The organism is Pseudoalteromonas sp. MEBiC 03485, assembly GCF_004195145.1.
Lineage (GTDB): Bacteria > Pseudomonadota > Gammaproteobacteria > Enterobacterales > Alteromonadaceae > Pseudoalteromonas > Pseudoalteromonas apostichopi.
Map to the genome: position 1 here is coordinate 433,606 of NZ_SGBT01000001.1, position 21,286 is coordinate 454,891.

Here is a 21,286-nt window from a genome sequence, read left to right on the forward strand (position 1 = left end):
GTAGGTTTTTAACAGTAATTTTAGTACATTATCCTTCTATCTTTGTTTCAGTTGAGTTGTTATGCACTTTGTAGAAGTTGCCATAAAAGTCCCTTTACAGCGTACCTTCGATTATAAAGTTGAACAGCTGCTGCATAGCCCTGACTTAAAGCCAGGTATGCGAGTTCGTGTGCCATTTGGCAGTCAAAAAAAGGTCGCTGTGGTACTCGCTCTAAAAACATCAACAGAAGTTCCTGCAGACAAAATTAAAGCTATTATTGATGTAATAGACGACACACCAGTTTTATCAGAGCAGCATCTAGCCTTGCTAAAATTTACTGCCCGCTACTACTGTTACCCATTGGGTGAAACCATTCATACGGCACTTCCGGCTGCTTTAAGACAAGGCGAATGTCCAGATAAAACCAGTATTAATATGGTTGAGCTGACCGATAAAGGCGCAAAGCTTCCATCACTAAAAGCAAAAACCCAGTTGAGTTTATTAAAGCAGCTAGCCGAATCGGGCAAATCATCTGTTACTGAATTAAAAGCACTCGGATTTACAAAAAAAACCATCGACGGCCTACTCGATAAAGAATTGATCACTCAGTTTATCGAACATGATAACCAATGGCAGCAACGCGTGCCGACCGTTGGAAACAAACCAATTCTTAATAAAGAGCAAGCCGTTGCCTGTACCAGCATTAATCAAGCTTGCGGCTTTACTAGCTTTTTACTTGAAGGGGTTACCGGAAGTGGTAAAACTGAAGTGTATTTGCAATGCCTAGAAGAAGTACTTAAAAAAGGTCAACAAGCCTTAGTATTAGTGCCCGAAATTGGCTTAACACCTCAAACCGTTAACCGTTTTCGTCGCCGATTTCCTGATACACCAATAATGCTATGGCATTCAGCACTAACAGACAATGAACGCTTACAAACCTGGCGTTTCTGTGAAAAAGGCAGTTGTGCCATAGTGATCGGTACACGTTCGAGTATTTTCTTACCCTTTTTATCGCTTGGGATGATCATTGTTGATGAAGAGCACGACAGCTCGTTTAAACAGCAAGACACGTTACGTTATCATGCCAGAGATTTAGCCGCTTATAGAGCATACCAGCATAATATTCCACTGGTTTTAGGTAGCGCCACACCGGCACTTGAAACCTTACACAAAGCAATTAATAACAAATATCAGTTATTGAGTCTTACTGAACGCGCCCAAACCAGCACTGATAATCAGTTCCAATTAATCGATATGAAAGGCCAACCAGAACAAGCTGGTATTGCCCATGCCAGCCTTGCCTATATGCGTCAACATTTAGAGCGAGGCAAGCAAGTGATGGTGTTTTTAAACCGCCGAGGTTTTTCACCTACCCTCATATGTCATGAGTGTGGTTGGCTAAGTGAGTGCTCACGTTGTAGCACCAGTGCAACCTTTCATAAAGCCATTGGCCAGATGATTTGTCACCACTGTGGTGAACAACATCAGGTGCCCCATCAGTGTCCAGATTGTGGCAGCACGCAGATTTTTCCAAATGGTAAAGGCACTGAGCAAATTGAAGAGTTTTTAACACAAACCTTCGCTGATATTCCGATTAGTCGTATTGACCGCGACTCAACCCGTCGTAAAGGCAGCTTAGAGAAAGCACTTGATGATATTAATCAAGGTGGTGCTCGTATCTTAGTCGGTACGCAAATGTTGGCAAAAGGCCACCACTTTGCCGATGTGAGTCTCGTTTTAATCTTAGATGTCGATAGTGGTTTATATTCCTGTGACTTTCGCGCGACAGAGCATTTAGCACAGCTAGTTACACAAGTGGCAGGCCGTGCTGGGCGAAGTGGTGAGCCAGGGCAAGTATTACTGCAAACTCACTTTCCTGAGCATCCACTACTACAAGACCTAGTAAATAATGGTTACCAAGATTTTGCCCGCTATGCACTCACAGAGCGAGAAGATGCGCAGCTTCCACCTGTCACTAATATGGCCATGGTTCGTGCAGAAGGGCATAACATTAATCAAGTGGTCGATTTTTTAACTGATTTGGTTCCTGTCCAGAACGTATCTGGTATACAATTGCTTGGTCCGATACCTGCGCCACTGGAACGTGTAGCAGGTAAATATCGCTTTCAATTACATATTCAGGCGCAGGAACGCTCTCACTTACACCAATATTTAGCGCAGATGGTTGACTATATAAGTACCAGTAAATTAGCGCAAAAGGTGCGTTGGAGCCTAGATGTTGATCCTATAGATATGATTTAAGGCCAATTAAGAATCATGGCACAACACGATTACATAAATAAAAAACCAGCAAATCGAAATAATAAAAAACAAGCCCCGGCAAAAAAGCCCTTCCCAATTTTTCTTGTTTTAATTGCGCTTATCTTAGTAGGCGGGTTTGGTTACGGCTTGTGGTATATCAAACATAATGCCGATCCTGAGTTAGTAGAGCAGCAAGCAAACCCAGTTAAAAAAGAAGAAGCTATCATTCCGCCTCCTAAAACGCCTGAGTTCATTAAGGAGATTAAAGAGCATGAAGTTCAAGTCGAGGTCAAAGAGATTGAACAAAAAGGCCCTTATGTAATGCAATGCGGCTCTTTTAGAACCATGGCACAAGCACAAACATTAAAAGCAAAAATCGCTTTTGCAGGCTTAGTTGCCGAGGTAAAGAAAACACAAGGCAGTAATGGTATTTGGTATAAAGTGCGCTTAGGCCCTTACGAAACCAAACGTTTAGCCGAAAGTGACAAGAATAAACTTAAACGCATCAAAATAATGGGCTGCGGAATTTGGCTTTGGACTTGATTTTAGTTCATTCACCCATATAAACACCTCATCAATCGCTTTTTACGAGCGGCTTCGCCGCTCGATGATGAGGAATAATCATGACCACTATTGTAAGTGTACGCCGCGACGACAAGGTCGTTATTGGTGGCGACGGCCAAGTTTCACTTGGTAATACCGTAATGAAGGGCAACGCCCGCAAAGTTCGACGTCTTTATAATGGCAAAGTAATCGCTGGTTTCGCTGGCGGTACTGCTGATGCCTTCACCCTTTTCGAACGATTTGAAAGCAAACTAGAAATGCACCAAGGTAACCTGACTAAGGCTGCCGTAGAAATGGCCAAAGATTGGCGTAGTGATCGCGCACTTAGAAAGCTCGAAGCACTATTAGCAGTCGCAGACGAAACTGCTTCATTAATTATCACAGGTAACGGTGATGTTGTGCAGCCAGAAAACGACCTAATTGCGATTGGCAGTGGTGGTAACTTCGCACAATCAGCAGCCACAGCGCTACTAGAAAATACCGACCTAAGTGCACGTGACATTGTAGAGAAAAGCCTAACAATTGCAGGCAATATCTGTGTATTCACGAATAATTTCCAAACTATTGAAGAATTGTAATAGGAACTGCCATGTCTGAGATGACGCCAAGAGAAATCGTTCACGAGCTTGATCAACATATTATTGGCCAAGCTAAAGCTAAAAAAGCAGTTTCAATCGCGCTACGTAATCGCTGGCGCCGTATGCAACTGAGCGACGATTTACGCGCTGAAGTAACACCAAAAAATATTTTAATGATTGGTCCTACTGGTGTGGGTAAAACTGAGATTGCTCGCCGCTTAGCCAAACTTGCTAATGCCCCTTTCATTAAAGTTGAAGCAACCAAGTTCACTGAAGTGGGCTATGTTGGTAAAGAAGTTGAAACGATCATCCGTGATTTAGTTGATATTTCAATTAAAATGACACGTGAACAACAAACTAAAAAATTTAAACACCGCGCTGAAGAAGCGGCAGAAGAACGCATTTTAGATGCTCTTTTACCACCAGCACGCGATACATTTGGTGAATCAAAAACAGAAGAGAACTCTTCTACTCGTCAATCTTTCCGTAAGAAATTACGTGAAGGCCAATTAGACGACAAAGAAATTGATATCGATGTTGCACAAGCACAACCAAATGTTGAGATCATGGCTCCTCCTGGTATGGAAGAAATGACCAACCAGCTACAAAGCATGTTCCAAAATATGGGTGGTGATAAGCGCAGCAAGCGTAAGCTGAAGATCAAAGAAGCATTCAAACTATTAGTTGAAGAAGAAGCCGCAAAACTTGTTAATCCTGAAGAGTTAAAAGAGCAAGCTATCTTCGCGGTAGAGCAAAACGGTATCGTTTTTATCGATGAAATCGATAAAATCTGTAAACGTGGTGAAGCTTCTGGCCCAGATGTTAGCCGTGAAGGTGTACAACGCGATTTACTACCATTAATCGAAGGCTCAACGGTAAGCACTAAACACGGCATGGTTAAAACAGACCACATGTTGTTTATCGCATCAGGCGCATTCCAAATGGCTAAACCATCAGACATGATCCCAGAGCTGCAAGGTCGTTTACCAATTCGTGTTGAGCTTGAAGCGCTTAGTGCTGATGACTTTAAACGTATCTTAACTGAGCCTCACGCTTCATTGACAGAGCAACAACGTGAGCTGTTAAAAACAGAACAAGTTGAGGTTGAGTTTACAGATGATGCCATTGAACGCATTGCGAAAGCGGCTTGGCAAGTAAATGAAAAAACCGAAAACATCGGTGCACGTCGCTTACACACAGTGATGGAAAAACTAATGGAAGAAATTTCATTTGATGCCTCAGAAAAAGCAGGGTCAACACTGACAATTGATGCCAACTACGTTGAGCAGCATTTAGGTGCACTTGTTGAAGATGAAGATTTGAGTCGCTTCATTCTTTAATCAACAATTTAGCGTTATAATCAAAAGCCTCCAGTTGGAGGCTTTTTAGTTTATAAATCGTACATACGAGGCTCACATGAAAGAAGTCACTAAAGTGCATTATCACAGCGTTAGCAAAGTATTAGATGTTCATTTTGATGATCAGACTATTGCTCAATTTAGTGCTGAATTTTTGCGTGTTCACTCACCTTCAGCTGAAGTACAAGGACATGGTAATGAGCCGATGAAACTAGTGCTTGATAAGCAGCAAGTAGGAATTAGCAAGATTGAGCCTGTTGGTCATTATGCAATTCGACTGGTATTTAGCGACAATCATAATAGCGGTTTATTTAGCTGGCACTATCTTAGCGAGCTACATGCTAACCATGACGAGCTTTGGCAGCAATACCAAGCTAGAGTCACCGAGCACGAAGCAAATAAGGACAGTGTGCCTATTAAGTTCGTGCCTTAATACCTATCAAAATGCCTCGATAAAGCACACCTAAAAAAAAGCGCGATGACGGCACCGTCACCGCGCTTTTTTTATATACCCAAACCACCTCAAGATGCGAGTTTCAGTTGGAATTAAAAGCGATTTAGGCAAGGCATTGATTGCAAGTAATAGTGGTTCTATTGTTCAAATCAATAACGCAGTATAAATCGCTTTTAAACCAACCCGTTGGGCGCTTCACAGGAACTTACTCTCATCCTTGTTACTTCTTAAAAGGGACTGACTCTTGCAAAGTAACGCCTTGATATTAATCACCTGTGAAACGCTGAACTCTGCATCTTGGGGTGGCTTGGGTATACTCATTAAACTTTAAACTTATCTATTGCCTGATAAAGTACACGCGCTTGCTCAGACACTTCTTCGCTAGTTTGTGCGTTAGTTGCCGCATGGCCTGATGCCTCTTGAGCGATATCACGAATACGTACCACGTTTTTGTTCACCTCAGAAGCCACTTGGCTTTGCTCATCAATTGCTGTAGCGATATGAGTACTCATATCCATAATGGTTTGAACATCTTCGGTGATTGAGCGCAGTAACTCACCGGCTTTACTTGCCTGTGCTGCACTTTCGCCACCCTGTGTACGACATTGCTGCATAATGCTCACCACTTCTTGAGTGCGCCCTTGTAAGGTTGAAATGATACTCTCGATCTCTTGAGTTGAGTCTTGAGTACGCTGCGCAAGTGAACGTACTTCATCAGCAACCACCGCAAAGCCTCGACCTTGCTCGCCAGCACGTGCTGCTTCAATTGCCGCATTGAGTGCCAGTAAATTTGTTTGCTCAGCAATGCCACGAATAACATCAAGTACAGAGCCTATTGTTTCGGCGTCTTTTTCTAACTGTGAAACCACACTTGAGGCATTACCGAGTGAATCGGATAAGTGATTAATTTGCACCACTGTTGATTCAACTTCTGAACGGCCTTGCTGCGCACTTAAGTTAGTTGACTCAGCTTTTTTCGCTGCAGCTTCAGTGTTGTGCGAGATATCTTGAATCGTCGCCTGCATTTCAGTCGCCGCCGTGGCAACCATATCGGCTTCATGAAGTTGTTCTTGCATACCTGAACTGGTCGCAGCTGTCGTCTCAGATAAATGCTCTGTAGCCACATTAAGGGTACTTAGCGCTGTATTTACCTCATAAATAAGCTTTTTGAAATCACTAATCAAACTATTAAAGTCGATCGTCATAGTGGTGATTTCATCTTTACCTGATTGAGTAATCGACATGCTTAAGTCGTTATTACGACGAATCTCGTTAATCGTGTGGTACACACGTTCAATAGGCTGAATAATTGAGCGGCTAGTAAAGTAAACTAATACCATCACTAAAATGCTCGCAATAATAAATACAATGAGTGCAATTAGCTGCGCAGTGGCTGCACTTGATTCGACGAAGGCCTTTGTTTGATCTGTCAGCTCTGTAACAATAGCATCACTGAGTCCAACACTGTGTTTCATCTCACCGAGTGCACCTGAATCTAAATCCAGACCTAAGGCAACCTGTGCATCAACTAAAGCCTTAAATTTACTTTGATAAGTCGCAAGCAAATTAATTAATTGATTTTCGTAATTTGCATCGAATCCAGCATTTTTAATTTCTGATTGGAAGTTTGTGACTAAATCGTTAAATTTACTCAAATATTTTAAGTCAAAGCGCAACATAAAGTCTTTTTCTGCGCGGCGAAGCTGTAGCATTAAAGCTAGTAATTTATAGTTTTCGCGCTCACTTAATAATGTTTCTACTTGATGCACCGCACCACGTAAATCACCATAAAGTGCATCTTTAGGGTGTAAGCCAATTTTCTTTTGTAGTTCCACAACTTCATTGAAGTCATCGTAATAAGTTTTCGCAAGACGTCTAAATTCATTTAGATTAGATGAGTCCATCGACAAATCTTTCACTAACTCGTCTAGTCTCGCCATTTTAATTTTTAGCTGCGAATACTCTTTCTCAAAAAGCTCAAGGCTATCGACATCTTTGTAAAACAAAAAGTTTTTTTCATGCTTACGCATCGCAAGTTCATGAATGTCGAGCTCCTCCGCATTTTGAATTGTTTCGTTGAGCTTAAGCATCATGCGCGACTCAAAGATGATTACACACAGCATCACAATCATTGCAAGACCAACAACGAGCGCGTTTAACTGTAAACGACGCTTAATAGTTAAGTTTTGTAATACATTCATTCAAAGTGCCTTATAGAAACATGCATTTAAAGTATAGCTAAACTATTTAAAGCAGCTAATAAAAAGTGGTTAAATTTGCCGTGCATTTTCCAGTATAAGGTACCTTTAAACAATCAGCTTTTCTTCTAAATCAACCTTTTGCCATAGGTTTTTATGTAATTGTTCCAGTTTTCCCCATTGTTTTTTTTGCAACCAATCAACCAAGGGCGCTGGATCGCTGGGAAAATTGAGTTTTTTGTTCTGTGGAGATTGCAACCAATCATCCATCGCATTAGGGTTTAAATAGCTCATTACATGAGCAGCTCCCATCGACAATAAAGTCTGCGCATTAATCCCCTGCTCAAATTGCTTACCAAGCGGTTTTAACAATAACTTTTTACCAAGCTGCAATGCTTCACTTGCAAGTTCAAACCCGGCGTTACCAATTACACCACCAGCATTGGCTAGGTCATTTAAAAACCCAACGCGTGAGGGAGCCCGCAAATGAATATTCCCGATTGAACAATCTTGCGCATCAGGGTGATAACAATAAAACTCACGTTCAGGAAAGTCTTTTAAGTACTCAACTACACTGTCTAGATTCTCAAAAGGCAGGTAAACCAATACCTTATTTTCGACCATAACCGGGTTATCATGATGATGATTGGCAATAAATGGCGGAATTATGTTCTCTGCATAGGGTTGCCAATGGACACCTAAATAAACACTGGCTGGCGCATAGTTACGGATCAGCGCACGGCGAAAGAAGGCACGGCCAAACATCGGTACTTTATCAGATAAAAATGCAGCTTGGTGGCTCATACCAATAACAGGGATACCTTGCTGTTTAGCAGCCCACGCGGTGATTGGTTCAAAGTCATTAAAAACTAAATCATAGTGACGCAAATCAAGGTTTTTTATATCTCTTATAAGCTGAAGTGGGCGCGCATTTTTTAATGTTTTAAAGCTATCAACTTGCCCCGATTTGCTGGTAAACGACAAGCCGCGAAAAGCTCGATAATCAGCAAACTCGTCCATATCAAAGTAGTCTTGTTCTTTACGGCCCGAGAACACATAGTCAACATCGACTCCCAACGCTTTAAAAGTTGTTGCCATCACTCGAGCTCGAGTAATATGTCCATTACCCGTACCTTGAATACCGTACAAAATTCTCATATAGATTCCACCACCATCACTGCTAATACTGCACAACTTGATCCCATCACTGCACCAATCACTACATCAGCGGGGTAATGCACACCAATAATCACCCTTGATGCCGCCACCCCTGATGCCCACATCAACCACAGCACAGCAAATTCAGGAAAATACATAGTCAAAATAGTCGCCACCACAAATGCCCCTGCACTATGTCCTGACGGTAAGCTAAACTGATCACTTGGTACTAAATAAGCGCCTTGCACTAAGCAATCGCAAGGCCTTACCCGCGCAATCCGCTTTTTAGCTAAAAAGTAAATAGGCCGCTCAATTGCAAAGCCCACCAATATACTCATCGCAAGTTGCTGAAAATGCAGCTGCTCGGTAAACCACCAAAAACCAAAAAACAACATTACGTAAAGTCCGCCATCGCCACTTTTCGAAAACCCGAGCGCTGATCTTCTGAGCCAAATTGGCGAAGCATCATTAAACACACTTAAAAACAGCTGTTCATCCACTTTTGCCAATTTAGTAAGTATGTTGTTTGCCATGGTGAGCTCCTTATCATACTTTGCGTCTAATTTTTATACTCATCTCAGCTTAGGCGCTAAAAATAACAATTAGGTGACGCTTTTGAGACACTAATGTTGCGATAACGAGATTCCTTTGATTTAAACTAATAAACCGCTATTAAGTCGTTGTTATTGAGTTGTATCAGGGTATACTGAGTACTAAACAGACAGTCTCTTTAGAGGATGAAAAAATGGATTACAGCACTTCTGATTTATGCGACCACTTTGCAGATGTGGTTGATGTGCTCGAACCAATGTTTATCAATTTTGGTGGACGCCCAAGCTTTAGTGGTCGAGTCAAAACCGTTAAATGCTTTGAAAATAACGAGCTGATCCGCGAGATTTTATCAACCGATGGTACCGACAGCGTGTTATTGATTGATGGTGGTGGCTCAACCCGACGCGCCCTTATTGATATAGAGCTGGCTGAAATCGCATTAGAAAACAACTGGCAAGGCATTATAGTTTACGGTGCAATTCGCCATGTTGATGAACTTGAAGAGCTAGACTTAGGCATTCAAGCAATTGCGTCTATTCCTGTTGCTGCAGATAGTGAAGGTGCAGGTGAAGATGGCATTGGCGTTAACTTCGCAGGCGTATCTTTCTTTGATGACGACTTTGTTTACGCTGATAGCACCGGTATTATATTATCTGCTGAAGAATTAGAGTTAGAAATAATAGAAGACTAATCTCGGTGACAAATTACCTTAAAATTTATGATGAAGCGGCGGTGAGGCACTTATGTGCTCGCCGCGCTAACGAACTTAAAGCTTGGCAAGCCCTTGCCCTTCTCGACACTCAAGTTAATGCCCCACAAGCCCTCATCGATGCAAAACAATTCGGTATTCGCTATGTTTTAGTTGGCGTATGTGAAGATATTGGACCTCGAGCTAACTTAGGCAATGGTGGCTCTGGGCAAGCATGGCAGGCTTTTTTAAAGCGCTTTTTAAACCAAACGCATAATCAGTTTTTAAATCATGAACGTGTGCTGCTACTTGGCGAAGTTGACCTTGACGATTTAAACCAACAGGCTATTAACCTTGATAATAAAAACGAAGCAGACTTAGCCAAACTTCGTGAACTGTGCGGCGATATCGACACTCGCGTTGAGCAAGTACTTGCAATGATTTTTGCAGCAGGCCTTGAACCAATTGTAATTGGCGGCGGCCATAACAACTGCCTGGGCATATTACGTGCCCTTAGTAAGCAACATGGCAAACCAGTGAACGCTATTAACTTAGACCCTCATGCTGATTTCAGAGAGTGTGAAGGCCGTCATAGCGGCAATGGCTTTAGATATGCGTACAGCGAAAACCACCTTGCTGATTATCATGTCATGGGTTTACACGAATTTAAAAATAACCAAGCGATTATGGATGCCCTGACTAACGCAAACTTCACGTTTGATAGCTATCAAGACATTCAGGTCCGTCGCAAAGTCGATTTATCTTCAGCATGTAAACATGCTTTAGCTCAGTTTGATAATGCACCGCTTGGAGTAGAATTAGACCTAGACAGCATCTCATTAATGCCTGTAAGTGCTTATACTAACTGTGGTTTCAGTGTTAGTGATGCAGAACATTTTGTGCATTTAGCTGCCAGTCAAACAACCGCTCACTACTTACATTTATGTGAAGGCGCACCATCGCAACACCCAGTAGGTTTAGAAGCTGGAATGAACGATGCCGGCCAAATCATCACAGCCTTGGTGAATGCGTATTTGCAGGCAAGAGAAGACGGTTAGAAAGGTGCGAGCAACGAGGTAACGACTGATTTTTAGGTAGGTCTGGTCGAACGAAGCGATACTCAACACATAGAAGCGGTCAGCTCTCAGCCTTCAACTCTCAGCCTTCAGCGGTCAGACGCGCGAAACAAGTTTCACGCCTACCTGTATCAGCGGCTTTATGCCGCGCCACTTAAATTGGAAGCAAGATTCGAGATAAAACGCGATGTAACGAGTCAAACTGCTCGCTAACTTTCAATCTGATAGCTGACGGCTGAAAGCTCTATATAACTCTTTCCTCTAGTAACTCGCTAACTTTACTCTTGAAACTCGCTAACTCAACCCTGATGCTCTAACCGCCACTGTTTTAACCATGACATCATACCTACGCTGCTAAGCGGGTAATTAAAGTAATAGCCCTGTGCGGCGTAGGTGTTCAGCGACTTAACAAATTTAAGCTGTTCTATGGTTTCTACCCCTTCACAAATTACTTTCGCATTGTTTTGACTGTGCATATCCACCATGCCAGAAACCAGACTGCGAACTTGGCTTTGATGGGCAAAGTCAGCGGTTAGTGATGCAGCCACTTTAATGTACTCAACATTGAGGTTAGGTAATTTAGCAAGCCAAATAGGTGTGTCACCAAATCCATCAATACACAATTTGATGCCAATACTACTTAGCCTTGCAACCATAGCTTTACCCTGCTCATCTAAGTTCATAAATAAATCGAGCGGGCATTCAATGATTAAATCACCCGGTTCTAAGCGGTGCTCAGCCATAATGCGATCAACAAACTCGATAAACTCTTCATGCAGCATTTCAGGGCCAAACACATTGATACTAAGAGGTAATTCAATACCTTCCATACGCAGCGCCATAGCTAGTTCGGCAGCGCGCTCAATAACGTAGGCAGCAACGGGGTAGCTAAGCCCAGCGACACGAATATCATCAATAAATTTATTCGCTGAAAGAATGCCTTGTTTAGGGTGTTGCCAACGCAACAGCAATTCTAAAAATTCAATTTGCTCGTCGCTATTGCGGATAACCGGCTGAAAATACAATTCAAGTTCGCTGGCAAAATCTAGATGTGCTAACTCGCGCAATCGTGCTTGTTGTTCTAATTGCTCGATCATCATTTGCGGGTGATAAGGCACAATTGCTCGCTCAGGGTTTGAGTCAAGGGCAAGGTTGGCAAATGAAATTAGATTTTCGAAGCTATAGTCTGGCTCGTCGCAGTTCACATAACTAGCACGCACTTTCACTTCAATGGTGCAATTAGCAACGTTAAATGGTTTTAGTGTGACTTGCCTAATTTGGCTGATCAACTGCTCGTGAAGATGTTTTTGTTCTTCAAGTGAGCAAATAAACGCAAAATTTAACCCCCCTAAATGCGCCAACTTTTCAGCACTACCTGTATTACTTGCCACACTAAGAACAGCATTAACATTGAGTTGTTGTTTAATTCGTGTAGCCGATTGTGCTAATAACAAATCACCAAAGTCACGACCAATATGCTGGTTAACATCGTTAAAACCTTCAAGGCGGATCATCACTAGTGCGCAGTTCGCTGAGTGCTCTTCAGTCCATGCAACAAAGCTATTTCTAAGTGCATTACGATCAGGTAAGCCTGTGAGTGGGGTCGCATCTAACTCATCGTGATACAAGGGCTCAACCTCAACCAGCTCTTCATCTTCGGGCTCTTCGTAATTAAAAAAGCCCGAGATAGATAAAATGACAACAGAGAAAACAAGCCAATATAAAGCTATATCGAGTAATAGGTGGGCTGAATATAAAACAGCAAATAAAATAGCACTAGCCACACTCAAAATAATGGCAAGCCAATTTGTGGTACGAAATGCTTGCCATAAATGAAAACATAAACTTAAAGCAAGCAATATAACCAGCCAAGGTAATCCTAAACTTAGGATAGCTAAACCTAGAACGCCATTAACGACTAGGCTAAGTCTCAAGATAGGATTATGGGTTACGCATAAGGCACAAATAATTGCCATAAAGACACTACCAGCTAAAAACACTGGCACAACATCACTTGTTAAATTTACGAGTTGAGTACTACTCGCTAAACTAAAAATCAATGACATGTAATCCAAACTGCGTAATAAAACTTATCTAACTAAGTCTACCCAAAATCCACAGATTTAACAGTTTATTTACGCCAAACTGGTAACTTAATTGTGCTGGATGGGATATTTGCCAGTGGGCAATATCAGCCCGAGCACCTACTTTTAACACTCCACGGTCATCAAGACCTAAAGCACCTGCGGCGTTGCGCGTTACCCCTGCTAATGCTTGTTCAGGCGTCATGCGGAAAATAGTACATGCCATATTCATCATTAAGTGCAATGAACATAATGGTGAAGTCCCCGGATTAAAGTCAGTTGAAATAGCGATAGGAACTTGATACTGCTGGAGTAGTTCAATTGGCGGATACTTTGTTTCGCGTAAAAAGTAAAATGCACCAGGCAACAATACCGCAGCAGTGCCTGCTTTGGCCATTGCTTGAATGCCTGCTTCATCTAAGTGTTCAATATGATCAGCAGATAAGCCATTAAATTCTGCAACAAGCTCTGCACCATGTTGATTAGATAGCTGCTCAGCGTGCAACTTAACCGGTAAGTTGTGCTTTTTAGCCGCTTCAAACACACGGCGAGTTTGCTCGTTACTAAAGCCAACGTTTTCACAAAATGCATCAACCGCATCAGCTAAATCAGCCTCAACAACACGGTCAAGCATTTCACCGCACACCAAGTCAATATACTCATCGCTACGGCCTTTATATTCAGGCGGTAACGCGTGAGCACCTAAAAAGGTGGTTTTAACATCAACCGGGTGATTTTCACCGAGTAAACGAGCCACTTCAAGTAGTTTAATTTCGTTTTCGCAATCAAGGCCATAACCCGATTTAATCTCTACCGTAGTCACGCCTTCTGCGTATAACGCATTTAAACGCTCTTTTGCACTAACAAATAAGGTTTCGTGGTCGGCTTCTCGGGTTGCACGTACCGTACTTGCAATACCGCCTCCCTTTGCAGCGATTTGTTCATAGCTTACACCTTGTAAACGCTGCTCAAATTCTTCTGCGCGGCTACCAGCAAATACTAAGTGAGTGTGACAATCAATCAATCCAGGTGTTAACCACTGCCCTTTTGCAGACACAGTTGGCGTTGCGAGTGCGTCAAACTCAGGTAAATCAGTTTGTGCACCTAACCAGGCAATTTTGCCATCTTTAACGGCAATCGCTGCATTTTCAATGGCGCCGTATGGTGCATCGACAGCAGGATCCATTGTGGCGATATTGGCATCTGTGATCAGTAAATCCCAGAGCGCTTGATCATTGTTGGTTGTGTGCATTTTTCACCTATTATTTTGATGCTTGCTAAAGGCTCAGTATGAGCCTAAATTTAAATTGCTTAAAGTTTATCAACTCATCTTGTATATACAAGGAAATTATGTCACCTTGTAACATACCATTAACTTACTAATAAACTTTTCATAATGAGCGTCCCTAAGTTTGCGCAAATAAAAGAATTCATTTTGGAAAATATTCAATCGGGAGAATGGCAAGAAAACGACCGTGTCCCGTCTGAAAACGAACTAACTAGTCAATTTCAAGTTAGCCGCATGACAGCTAGGCGCGCACTCTGTGAATTAACCGATGCCGGTATTTTAACGCGCAGCCAAGGCCAAGGTACTTTTGTTGCCAACTTCAAATCACAATCATCACTACTTGAAATCAAAAACATTGCCGATGAAGTTAAAGCACGAAACAGCAACTACAGTTGTACTATTTTAGTGATGGAATCAATTAGCGCTATAGCGCCAATTGCGATTGCTTTGGGTGTCGAGGTCGACAGCCATGTTTATCGAAGTGTGATTGTGCACAATGAAAACGAGCAACCTTTGCAAGTTGAAGAGCGTTTTGTGAACCCAGCTCTTGCTAAAGACTACTTACAGCAAGACTTTCACAGCCTAACACCCCACGAATATTTATCGCAGAATGCTCCACTAACCGAAGCACGTCACACGGTTGAAGCAATTATGCCAAATCCAGAAATGTGTGAATGGCTCAATCTTTATAACGAAGAGCCATGCTTACAAGTGATCCGCCGAACCTGGTCATCACAAGGTATTGTAAGCTTTGCACGCTTAGTCTCACCGGGTAGTAAATACCGGCTAGGCGGTCACCTTACTTTTAAAAAGTAGCTAAATAGGCGTTTGATAAAGAAAATTCAGTGTCTCTATCGCTGAACCATCAATGATTCGTTCGCCTTTATCATGGCTTGTGAAAGTGGGTGGTTGATTGCCTTGCTCAGAGCATTTTTGCTGGTAGTAATCCACTTTTGTTGGATGCGCCGGATTGACAACATTATAAATGCTGCTCGCGTTAGACCAATTTTCAAGTACAGCCAAAATCGCCGCTATCACGTCTTGCTGTTGTACCATGTTCACTACCTGCTGACTTGAGCTAGAAAGCTCTTTACCAGCAACAAACTTACCCGGATCGCGCCCAGGGCCAACTAGTCCTGCCAAACGCAATACTTTACCACCGGCATTTAACACTAACTGCTCGGCATCAAATAGCAGTTGTTGGCGCGCTGATTGACAATTAATTTCTGTAGTTTCGTCGTATTGACCATTGTCAGTTGGGTAGACACCTGTCGAAGAGCATAAAATAAAGCCTTTGCAATTTAGGTATTTAGCAAGCTCAAGACCTGCTTGCAAAGTGGCTAGATAATTACTTTCTGAACTGCGGCTACGTGGTGGGATTGCACACACCCACCATGCATCTTCAAGTGATACGTCTTGTTTAAGCACTGTGTCTTCAAGTACAAACTGACGCTGAAAGTCATATTCATGTTCGCTACTACGGTGTGTTCCCTGCACATGCCATGCTAATTCTTTTGCCTTAATACAAAGTGCTTGGCCTAGCCAACCAGCACCTAAAACTACCAATTTATTCTTTTCAATACTCATTTATACAATAAGTCCTTAGCATTTATTATTAACCTTCACTTAACAGTGTAGCGATTTGGGTGCAAATATGATTAGATAGATAACTCTACCCGATAATAAAAACACGTGCACCTATGTTAAATAACCTCTCTTTACGAAAAAAAATATTACTACTCATCGGCGGGACGATAAGTGTATTACTGATCATCGCCTCTAGTTTTTTTGTTAACCATATTGCCGAGCTATCACGCCAAGCTATTCAACGAGAAGCAGATAGCTATTTACAGAGTGAGCGACTCTCAATGCAAGGTTACTTTGCCAAATACGGTAAAGTTGTACAAACTTTCGTGACAAATCCGCACTTAGTTAATTGGTTCGACAACTGGACTGAACGTGATCAAAGCCTTGATAACCAACCTGGATATGACAGTGTTAACCAAGATTTTGTCCGCATCAGTGGTAACGACGACAACATCTTATCTGCCTTTTTTGCATCTGCAACAACAGGTGAGTATTTTAAAGAAAATGAGCGCACCTCTCATTATAACGGCCAGCCTTATTACGCGTACAAACGAGGTTGGTGGCAAGACGCTTTAAAAATCAACAAACTCTATGTTGGTCCTATTTCTGTAGATCTGACCACCGGGAATGCTTCAGCAGTTGTACAGCAGCCTGTTTATAATAAACAAAATAAACTTGTAGGCTTTGGTGGTGTTGATTTACAGCTTAATAATATTAACGACATGGTTGAAGGCATTCGTTTTAATGGCCAAGGTTTTGGCTTCCTACTAGATGGCAATCAAAAGGTTGTACACTTATCGAAACGCACTGGTCATAAGCTGTCTGTAACTGATGAAGGACCGAATGGTAAAGAAGGCTTAGATGCCCTCGAAAAACAATTTAGCGACACTTCAGGCTTTAGCGAATTAAACCGCGCGATGAAAAGCCAAAAAGATGGTAGCAGCTTTGTTACATTCAAAGGTGAGCAATATTATGTTGTATACAACCGACTTGAGTTAGAAACTCCTTACCTAGATTGGTATGTCGGTATTTTAATACCGACCAGCATGATTGAAGAGCCGGTAAACGATGCGGTGATGACAACGACCACATCTGTGATCATCATTCTCGCGATTATCATTGCGATGATCTTTTGGGCGACGCAAATGATCACCAAGCCTCTAACAAAACTAACTTACATCATGCGTGATATTGCCTCAGGTGATGGCGATTTAACACAAAAAATCGAGATAAAAAGTAATGACGAAGTGGGTCAACTTGCCCATCACATGAATACTTTCATCGATAAGCTACGTGCAATGATGCTTAATACTGCTGCACAAGCAGAGCAGCTAAGCCAAGCTGCTAGCCAGCTGAAAACAGTTTCGCAAAAAACCAACGATGAAATTCAGCAAGAGAAGCAACAAGTAGACAGTGTGAGTGCTGCAGTAACAGAAATGGCAACTACGGTGATGGAGATTTCACGTAACGCTCAGCACACCAATAATGCGGCTGAAGAAGTGCAAACTATTACCGCAGATGGCACTAAGCGCTCGACTCAAGCACAATCAGTGATGACCGCTCTTGCAAGCCACATTGGTGAAGCATCTAAAGTGGTTGCGGGTCTTGAGCAAGAAAGTGGCAATATTGGCGCGGTAGTTGATGTTATCAACTCAATTGCAGAGCAAACTAACTTACTAGCACTGAACGCGGCAATTGAAGCAGCCCGTGCTGGCGAGCAAGGTCGAGGCTTTGCGGTTGTTGCTGACGAAGTTCGTTCACTGGCAAGCCGAACGCAAGAATCAACAGATGATATTCGCAATATGATCAGCCGTTTACAGCAAATTGCTCAACAAGCATCAACCATGATGCAACAAGGTCAAGAGCGTGCTGAGGGTTCAGTTGAGCAAACACAAATTGTATTGCAAGCTCTACAAGATATCGCGCAATCTGTGACAAATGTGCAAGATCAAAGTCATCAAATTGCGACTTCGACAGAGCAACAAACTGTGGTTGCAGAAGATATCAACAATAGCTTGGCAGCGATTAATCACTTAGTGAATAGCACTGCGGATCATGCTCATGAATTGGCGGATGAAGCACGTGATTTGAATGAATTAGCAGCCGCTTTAAATAAGACGGTGAATCAATTTAAGTTATAAAGATAAATTGCTGAAGTAGTTAAAAACCCGATGTCACCTGAAGATGACATCGGGTTTTTATCGTCAGCCTTCCCTGTTATTCGTGGCGCAACCGCTTTCGCGTGTTCCATAAATTCGTGCCACTGTTGCTTGTTCCATAAAGCAACTCCTTTGTCGGTCAATCCTTGTGTTGGTTGCGTTTGTACTTTTTCCATATAGTCTCCTCCTTACGCTAGCTTCATCCTTTTTGGCTCCTGCCTAAGCTTATTCCTTGCTGTCATCTCCATTCACTTTATCCATAAAGCGTTGCCATTGTGCGCTACTCCATAACGCCTTGTTACTTCCTTGTTGTCCTTTGAGCGTAGTTACATTATCCATACTGTAAACTCCTTGCGGTTTATAATCCGTTACTCCTACAGCCCTTCCTTGCTGTGCTCCATTACTCATCCTTGCAGATCAATGCAGTAATTATCGCTTAGCGATGATATACACGGCATGAATCAAACCAGGAATGTATCCTAATAAGGTTAAAAGAATATTAATCCAGAATTGCGCACCTAAACCTACCTGTAAAAATACGCCTAAGGGTGGAATTAAAACTGATAAAATAATACGTATTAAATCCATAACTCACTCCTTGAATTAAATCAGCCCAGCTAAAGCTGGGCTAAAGGGCTTGCTATTATTCAGCAATAATCTTCAATTTATCGATTACTTTACGAACGTCTTCAGCGTTTTCAGCAATGCTTACCGCTAATTGCTTTTCTGCATCAGATTCAACAGTACCATTAAGTGTTACTACACCGTTGTCAGTATCCACATCAATGTCTGTACCACCTACTTCTGAGTTAAATAAATAACGTGTCGTGATTACAGTAGTGATCTTTGCATCGGTTAAGTCGCTTTCTGCTGAATCAGCTTTGTCTGATTTCATGTGCTTAGCTTTCATGTTTTTAACAACAGTTAATTTGTTATCAACAGAGCTAACACCGTCTAGGCTAAGAACCAGCTCTTCAGCAAGTTCTTTATCTAATTCGCTATCAACCTTACCTGTAAGTACAACCTTGCCATTCGTTACATCAGTGTTGATGTCAAAGTTGTTAAGGTTTGTGTTCATAAGAAGCACAGTTTCTGCCTTACCATCAATCCAAGCATCTTTACTTTCATTTTCCCAGCTGCTTGCCTGAGCTGACATGCTAGTTGCACCAATTACTAAAGCGGCAATCATAGATTTGTTAAAAGTGTTCATAATCTTTCTCCTTTTGATTAAAGACAGATTAAGTAATGCGACTATGATGCCAACTATTTATATCTTAATTTTCAATTAGTTAAACATTGATTCAGCGACTGTTTATATTTATTTCGGTAAAGATTTACAAGCTGATCGGTAATAAGTTCACGATGTTGCAAAAATAGCTACTTAGTTGCGAATTTTATTAATCTGTGGTTAATTTAACGAAATTGATTATTAGCCATAAAAATTAACCTTTTGATTTATATGGAAATAAAATTTGGCCTAAGCCTTGCTTCATGAATAATAACTATAAAATCACAACAGGGAACTACCATGGCCGTTAAACTTGAAGACCGCCCAATTGATCAAGTAAGAGAAGAAGTAATCGATCAACTCATTTATAACTATAGTCATGCTGTTATTTCAGCTGAAGCATTTGAACGCCGACTAGATCAAGCAATGGCGGCCACCAGCAACGAAGTTCTGGTAGAGCTTGTTGCTGACTTAGAACTAAAAGCTGACATTGACTACAAATCGCATAAGCATGCTCAATTTAAGCCTCATTATAGTCACAGCAGCGATAACGAAAGCCTACACCTTCGTAGTATTCTTGGTTCAAATGAGCGCAGCGGCCAATGGGTGGTACCAAAAGAAATTCACCTGACAAACTGTTTAGGCTCTATCGAACTCGACTTTAGCGAAGCGATCTTCCAGCATCAGCATGTCACTATATATGTAAACTGTATTTTAGGTAACGACGAAATCTACGTACCAGAACATGTCAATGTGGTATCCAAACTGTTTAGTGTAATAGGCAGTGTTGAGAACAAGTCAGTCGCTCTAAACAAAGGTCAAGGTCCAACCATCACCATTGAAGGTAACGTATGGCTAGGCTCAGTCGAGATTTCAGTTAAACGCACTATGAAAGAAAAGTTCATTAGCTTTGCTAACAGCCTAAAAGCCAGTTGGAAAGAAATGAATAAGATGCAATAAAAAAGTCTACTCTTATAAAGCTATTATGTGTGGTAAGTATGTGTGGTAAGGGGTTTGTTCATTTAAACAATACTGACGTCTGAGAGAGCTATAAATACAAAAAACCCAGCCGAAGCTGGGTTTTTGGTATTCTGATAAACGTAAATATTAACGTTTTGAGAATTGTGGACGCTTACGTGCTTTCTTAAGACCCACTTTCTTACGCTCAACTTTACGTGCATCACGTGTAACGAAACCTGCTTTACGAAGTGTAGGACGTAGAGACTCGTCAAACTCCATAAGTGCACGAGTGATACCGTGACGGATAGCACCAGCTTGACCAGTAGTACCACCACCTGAAACAGTGATGTGTAGGTCAAACTTTTCAGTCATTTCTACGTGCTCTAATGCTTGACGAACAACCATGCGAGCAGTCTCACGACCGAAGTACTCTTCTAGAGAGCGCTTGTTGATTACGATGTTACCAGTGCCTGGGCGTAAGAATACGCGAGCACTTGAACTTTTACGACGACCTGTACCGTAGTATTGATTTGCCATGATAGTGCTCCTTAAATGTCTAGAACCTGAGGCTGTTGTGCAGCATGGTTGTGCTCAGTACCCGCGTAAACTTTAAGTTTACGGTACATAGCGCGGCCTAAAGGACCACGTGGCAACATGCCTTTAACAGCTTTTTCGATAATCATTTCAGGCTTTGCAGCTTGAAGCTTGTCGAAAGTAGTAGACTTAAGACCACCTGGGAAACCAGTATGAGCGTAGTACATTTTGTCTTTTGCTTTATTACCAGTAACAGTAACTTTCTCTGCGTTGATAACGATGATGTAATCACCAGTATCTACGTGAGGAGTGTACTCAGCTTTATGCTTACCGCGTAGGCGATGAGCGATTTCAGTAGCGATGCGACCTAAAGTTTTACCTTCAGCGTCAACTACGTACCAGTCACGTTTTACTGTTTCTGGCTTAGCAACAAACGTTTTCATTTATTAAAATCCAATGTTTTTTAATTAAAACCACAGGTAATTATTATTAATTACCGCTCTAAGTTGAATGCTTTAACCCCTTCGAGTTGAAGACTTTAAACCAAAAATTAGAGGCTAAACTAATAATTGGTAATA

At 41.8% G+C, this 21,286-nt stretch carries 21 protein-coding genes; 10 read left to right on the plus strand and 11 right to left on the minus strand.

All coding sequences use genetic code 11. The features are described from left to right. The first annotated feature begins 61 nt into the window (after nucleotides 1–61). The 5 genes from priA (at nucleotide 62) to EVU92_RS02000 (ending at nucleotide 5,175) form a co-directional block, all read left to right on the plus strand. Nucleotides 62–2,242 carry a primosomal protein N' gene (priA, locus tag EVU92_RS01980; RefSeq protein WP_130049803.1) on the plus strand — a complete coding sequence of 727 codons (2,181 nt, stop codon included), beginning with the start codon at nucleotides 62–64 and terminating at the stop codon, nucleotides 2,240–2,242. 15 nt (nucleotides 2,243–2,257) lie between these two features. Then, on the plus strand, nucleotides 2,258–2,785 hold the full coding sequence (locus EVU92_RS01985; protein ID WP_130049804.1) for an SPOR domain-containing protein: 528 nt from the start codon (nucleotides 2,258–2,260) through the stop codon (nucleotides 2,783–2,785). Nucleotides 2,786–2,865: 80 nt separating this feature from the next. Then, on the plus strand, nucleotides 2,866–3,384 hold the full coding sequence (hslV, locus tag EVU92_RS01990) for an ATP-dependent protease subunit HslV (RefSeq protein WP_054552816.1): 519 nt from the start codon (nucleotides 2,866–2,868) through the stop codon (nucleotides 3,382–3,384). An 11-nt stretch (nucleotides 3,385–3,395) separates the two neighbouring features. Next, nucleotides 3,396–4,724 (plus strand): HslU--HslV peptidase ATPase subunit, encoded by a 1,329-nt coding sequence (gene hslU, locus EVU92_RS01995; RefSeq protein ID WP_130049805.1) that lies wholly within the window; start codon nucleotides 3,396–3,398, stop codon nucleotides 4,722–4,724. Between the two features lie 76 nt (nucleotides 4,725–4,800). Continuing rightward, a complete protein-coding gene (locus tag EVU92_RS02000) occupies nucleotides 4,801–5,175 on the plus strand; it encodes a gamma-butyrobetaine hydroxylase-like domain-containing protein (RefSeq protein WP_130049806.1) in 375 nt (124 codons plus the stop codon). A gap of 341 nt (nucleotides 5,176–5,516) precedes the next feature. Here the strand turns inward: EVU92_RS02000 and EVU92_RS02005 are convergent, their stop codons facing one another. The 3 genes from EVU92_RS02005 to EVU92_RS02015 all read right to left on the minus strand — a co-directional run bounded on the left by EVU92_RS02005 (nucleotide 5,517) and on the right by EVU92_RS02015 (nucleotide 9,085). Then, on the minus strand, nucleotides 5,517–7,397 hold the full coding sequence (locus EVU92_RS02005; protein ID WP_130049807.1) for a HAMP domain-containing methyl-accepting chemotaxis protein: 1,881 nt from the start codon (nucleotides 7,395–7,397) through the stop codon (nucleotides 5,517–5,519). Nucleotides 7,398–7,502: 105 nt separating this feature from the next. Continuing rightward, entirely contained in the window at nucleotides 7,503–8,552 is a 1,050-nt protein-coding gene (locus EVU92_RS02010) for an MJ1255/VC2487 family glycosyltransferase (protein ID WP_130049808.1), read from the minus strand. Further along, nucleotides 8,549–9,085 carry a phosphatase PAP2 family protein gene (locus EVU92_RS02015; RefSeq protein WP_130049809.1) on the minus strand — a complete coding sequence of 179 codons (537 nt, stop codon included), beginning with the start codon at nucleotides 9,083–9,085 and terminating at the stop codon, nucleotides 8,549–8,551. Before EVU92_RS02015 ends, EVU92_RS02010 begins: the two co-directional genes overlap by 4 nt. A 212-nt stretch (nucleotides 9,086–9,297) precedes the next feature. On the opposite strand from EVU92_RS02015, the gene rraA reads away from it, so the two are divergent. Together rraA and EVU92_RS02025 are read left to right on the plus strand one after the other, a co-directional pair. After that, nucleotides 9,298–9,795, plus strand: coding sequence for a ribonuclease E activity regulator RraA (gene rraA / locus EVU92_RS02020; protein WP_054552822.1), 498 nt, complete (start codon nucleotides 9,298–9,300; stop codon nucleotides 9,793–9,795). 5 nt (nucleotides 9,796–9,800) lie between these two features. Next, on the plus strand, nucleotides 9,801–10,850 hold the full coding sequence (locus EVU92_RS02025; RefSeq protein ID WP_130049810.1) for a formimidoylglutamase: 1,050 nt from the start codon (nucleotides 9,801–9,803) through the stop codon (nucleotides 10,848–10,850). Nucleotides 10,851–11,167: 317 nt separating this feature from the next. Here the strand turns inward: EVU92_RS02025 and EVU92_RS02030 are convergent, their stop codons facing one another. Both EVU92_RS02030 and hutI read right to left on the minus strand, forming a co-directional pair. Continuing rightward, nucleotides 11,168–12,844 (minus strand): GGDEF domain-containing phosphodiesterase, encoded by a 1,677-nt coding sequence (locus EVU92_RS02030; RefSeq protein ID WP_130052205.1) that lies wholly within the window; start codon nucleotides 12,842–12,844, stop codon nucleotides 11,168–11,170. Between the two features lie 118 nt (nucleotides 12,845–12,962). Then, complete coding sequence (gene hutI, locus EVU92_RS02035) at nucleotides 12,963–14,204, minus strand: imidazolonepropionase (protein WP_130049811.1); 1,242 nt, start codon at nucleotides 14,202–14,204, stop codon at nucleotides 12,963–12,965. A gap of 144 nt (nucleotides 14,205–14,348) precedes the next feature. On the opposite strand from hutI, the gene hutC reads away from it, so the two are divergent. Next, nucleotides 14,349–15,056 carry a histidine utilization repressor gene (hutC, locus tag EVU92_RS02040; protein WP_130049812.1) on the plus strand — a complete coding sequence of 236 codons (708 nt, stop codon included), beginning with the start codon at nucleotides 14,349–14,351 and terminating at the stop codon, nucleotides 15,054–15,056. On the opposite strand, the gene EVU92_RS02045 is transcribed toward hutC, so the two are convergent. Next, complete coding sequence (locus EVU92_RS02045) at nucleotides 15,057–15,827, minus strand: NADP-binding protein (RefSeq protein ID WP_130049813.1); 771 nt, start codon at nucleotides 15,825–15,827, stop codon at nucleotides 15,057–15,059. A gap of 113 nt (nucleotides 15,828–15,940) precedes the next feature. On the opposite strand from EVU92_RS02045, the gene EVU92_RS02050 reads away from it, so the two are divergent. Then, nucleotides 15,941–17,968, plus strand: coding sequence for a methyl-accepting chemotaxis protein (locus tag EVU92_RS02050; protein WP_130049814.1), 2,028 nt, complete (start codon nucleotides 15,941–15,943; stop codon nucleotides 17,966–17,968). Here EVU92_RS02050 and EVU92_RS02055 read toward each other — a convergent pair. From EVU92_RS02055 to EVU92_RS02065, 3 genes are all read right to left on the minus strand, one after another. After that, complete coding sequence (locus tag EVU92_RS02055) at nucleotides 17,953–18,162, minus strand: hypothetical protein (protein ID WP_130049815.1); 210 nt, start codon at nucleotides 18,160–18,162, stop codon at nucleotides 17,953–17,955. The two genes, EVU92_RS02050 and EVU92_RS02055, sit on opposite strands and share 16 nt — an antisense overlap. A 253-nt stretch (nucleotides 18,163–18,415) precedes the next feature. After that, nucleotides 18,416–18,574, minus strand: coding sequence for a YqaE/Pmp3 family membrane protein (locus EVU92_RS02060; RefSeq protein ID WP_064971745.1), 159 nt, complete (start codon nucleotides 18,572–18,574; stop codon nucleotides 18,416–18,418). 55 nt (nucleotides 18,575–18,629) lie between these two features. Next, the gene (locus EVU92_RS02065) at nucleotides 18,630–19,196 is read right to left on the minus strand and encodes a BON domain-containing protein (RefSeq protein WP_130049816.1); all 567 of its coding nucleotides are present in this window, start codon (nucleotides 19,194–19,196) and stop codon (nucleotides 18,630–18,632) included. Nucleotides 19,197–19,514: 318 nt separating this feature from the next. On the opposite strand from EVU92_RS02065, the gene EVU92_RS02070 reads away from it, so the two are divergent. Continuing rightward, nucleotides 19,515–20,174, plus strand: a complete 660-nt coding sequence (locus EVU92_RS02070) for a LiaF domain-containing protein (protein WP_130049817.1) — start codon at nucleotides 19,515–19,517, stop codon at nucleotides 20,172–20,174. A 147-nt stretch (nucleotides 20,175–20,321) separates the two neighbouring features. Here EVU92_RS02070 and rpsI read toward each other — a convergent pair whose 3' ends face one another. Then, complete coding sequence (gene rpsI / locus EVU92_RS02075; RefSeq protein WP_095209788.1) at nucleotides 20,322–20,714, minus strand: 30S ribosomal protein S9; 393 nt, start codon at nucleotides 20,712–20,714, stop codon at nucleotides 20,322–20,324. Between the two features lie 8 nt (nucleotides 20,715–20,722). Further along, nucleotides 20,723–21,151, minus strand: a complete 429-nt coding sequence (rplM, locus tag EVU92_RS02080) for a 50S ribosomal protein L13 (RefSeq protein ID WP_130049818.1) — start codon at nucleotides 21,149–21,151, stop codon at nucleotides 20,723–20,725. Nucleotides 21,152–21,286 lie beyond the last annotated feature (135 nt).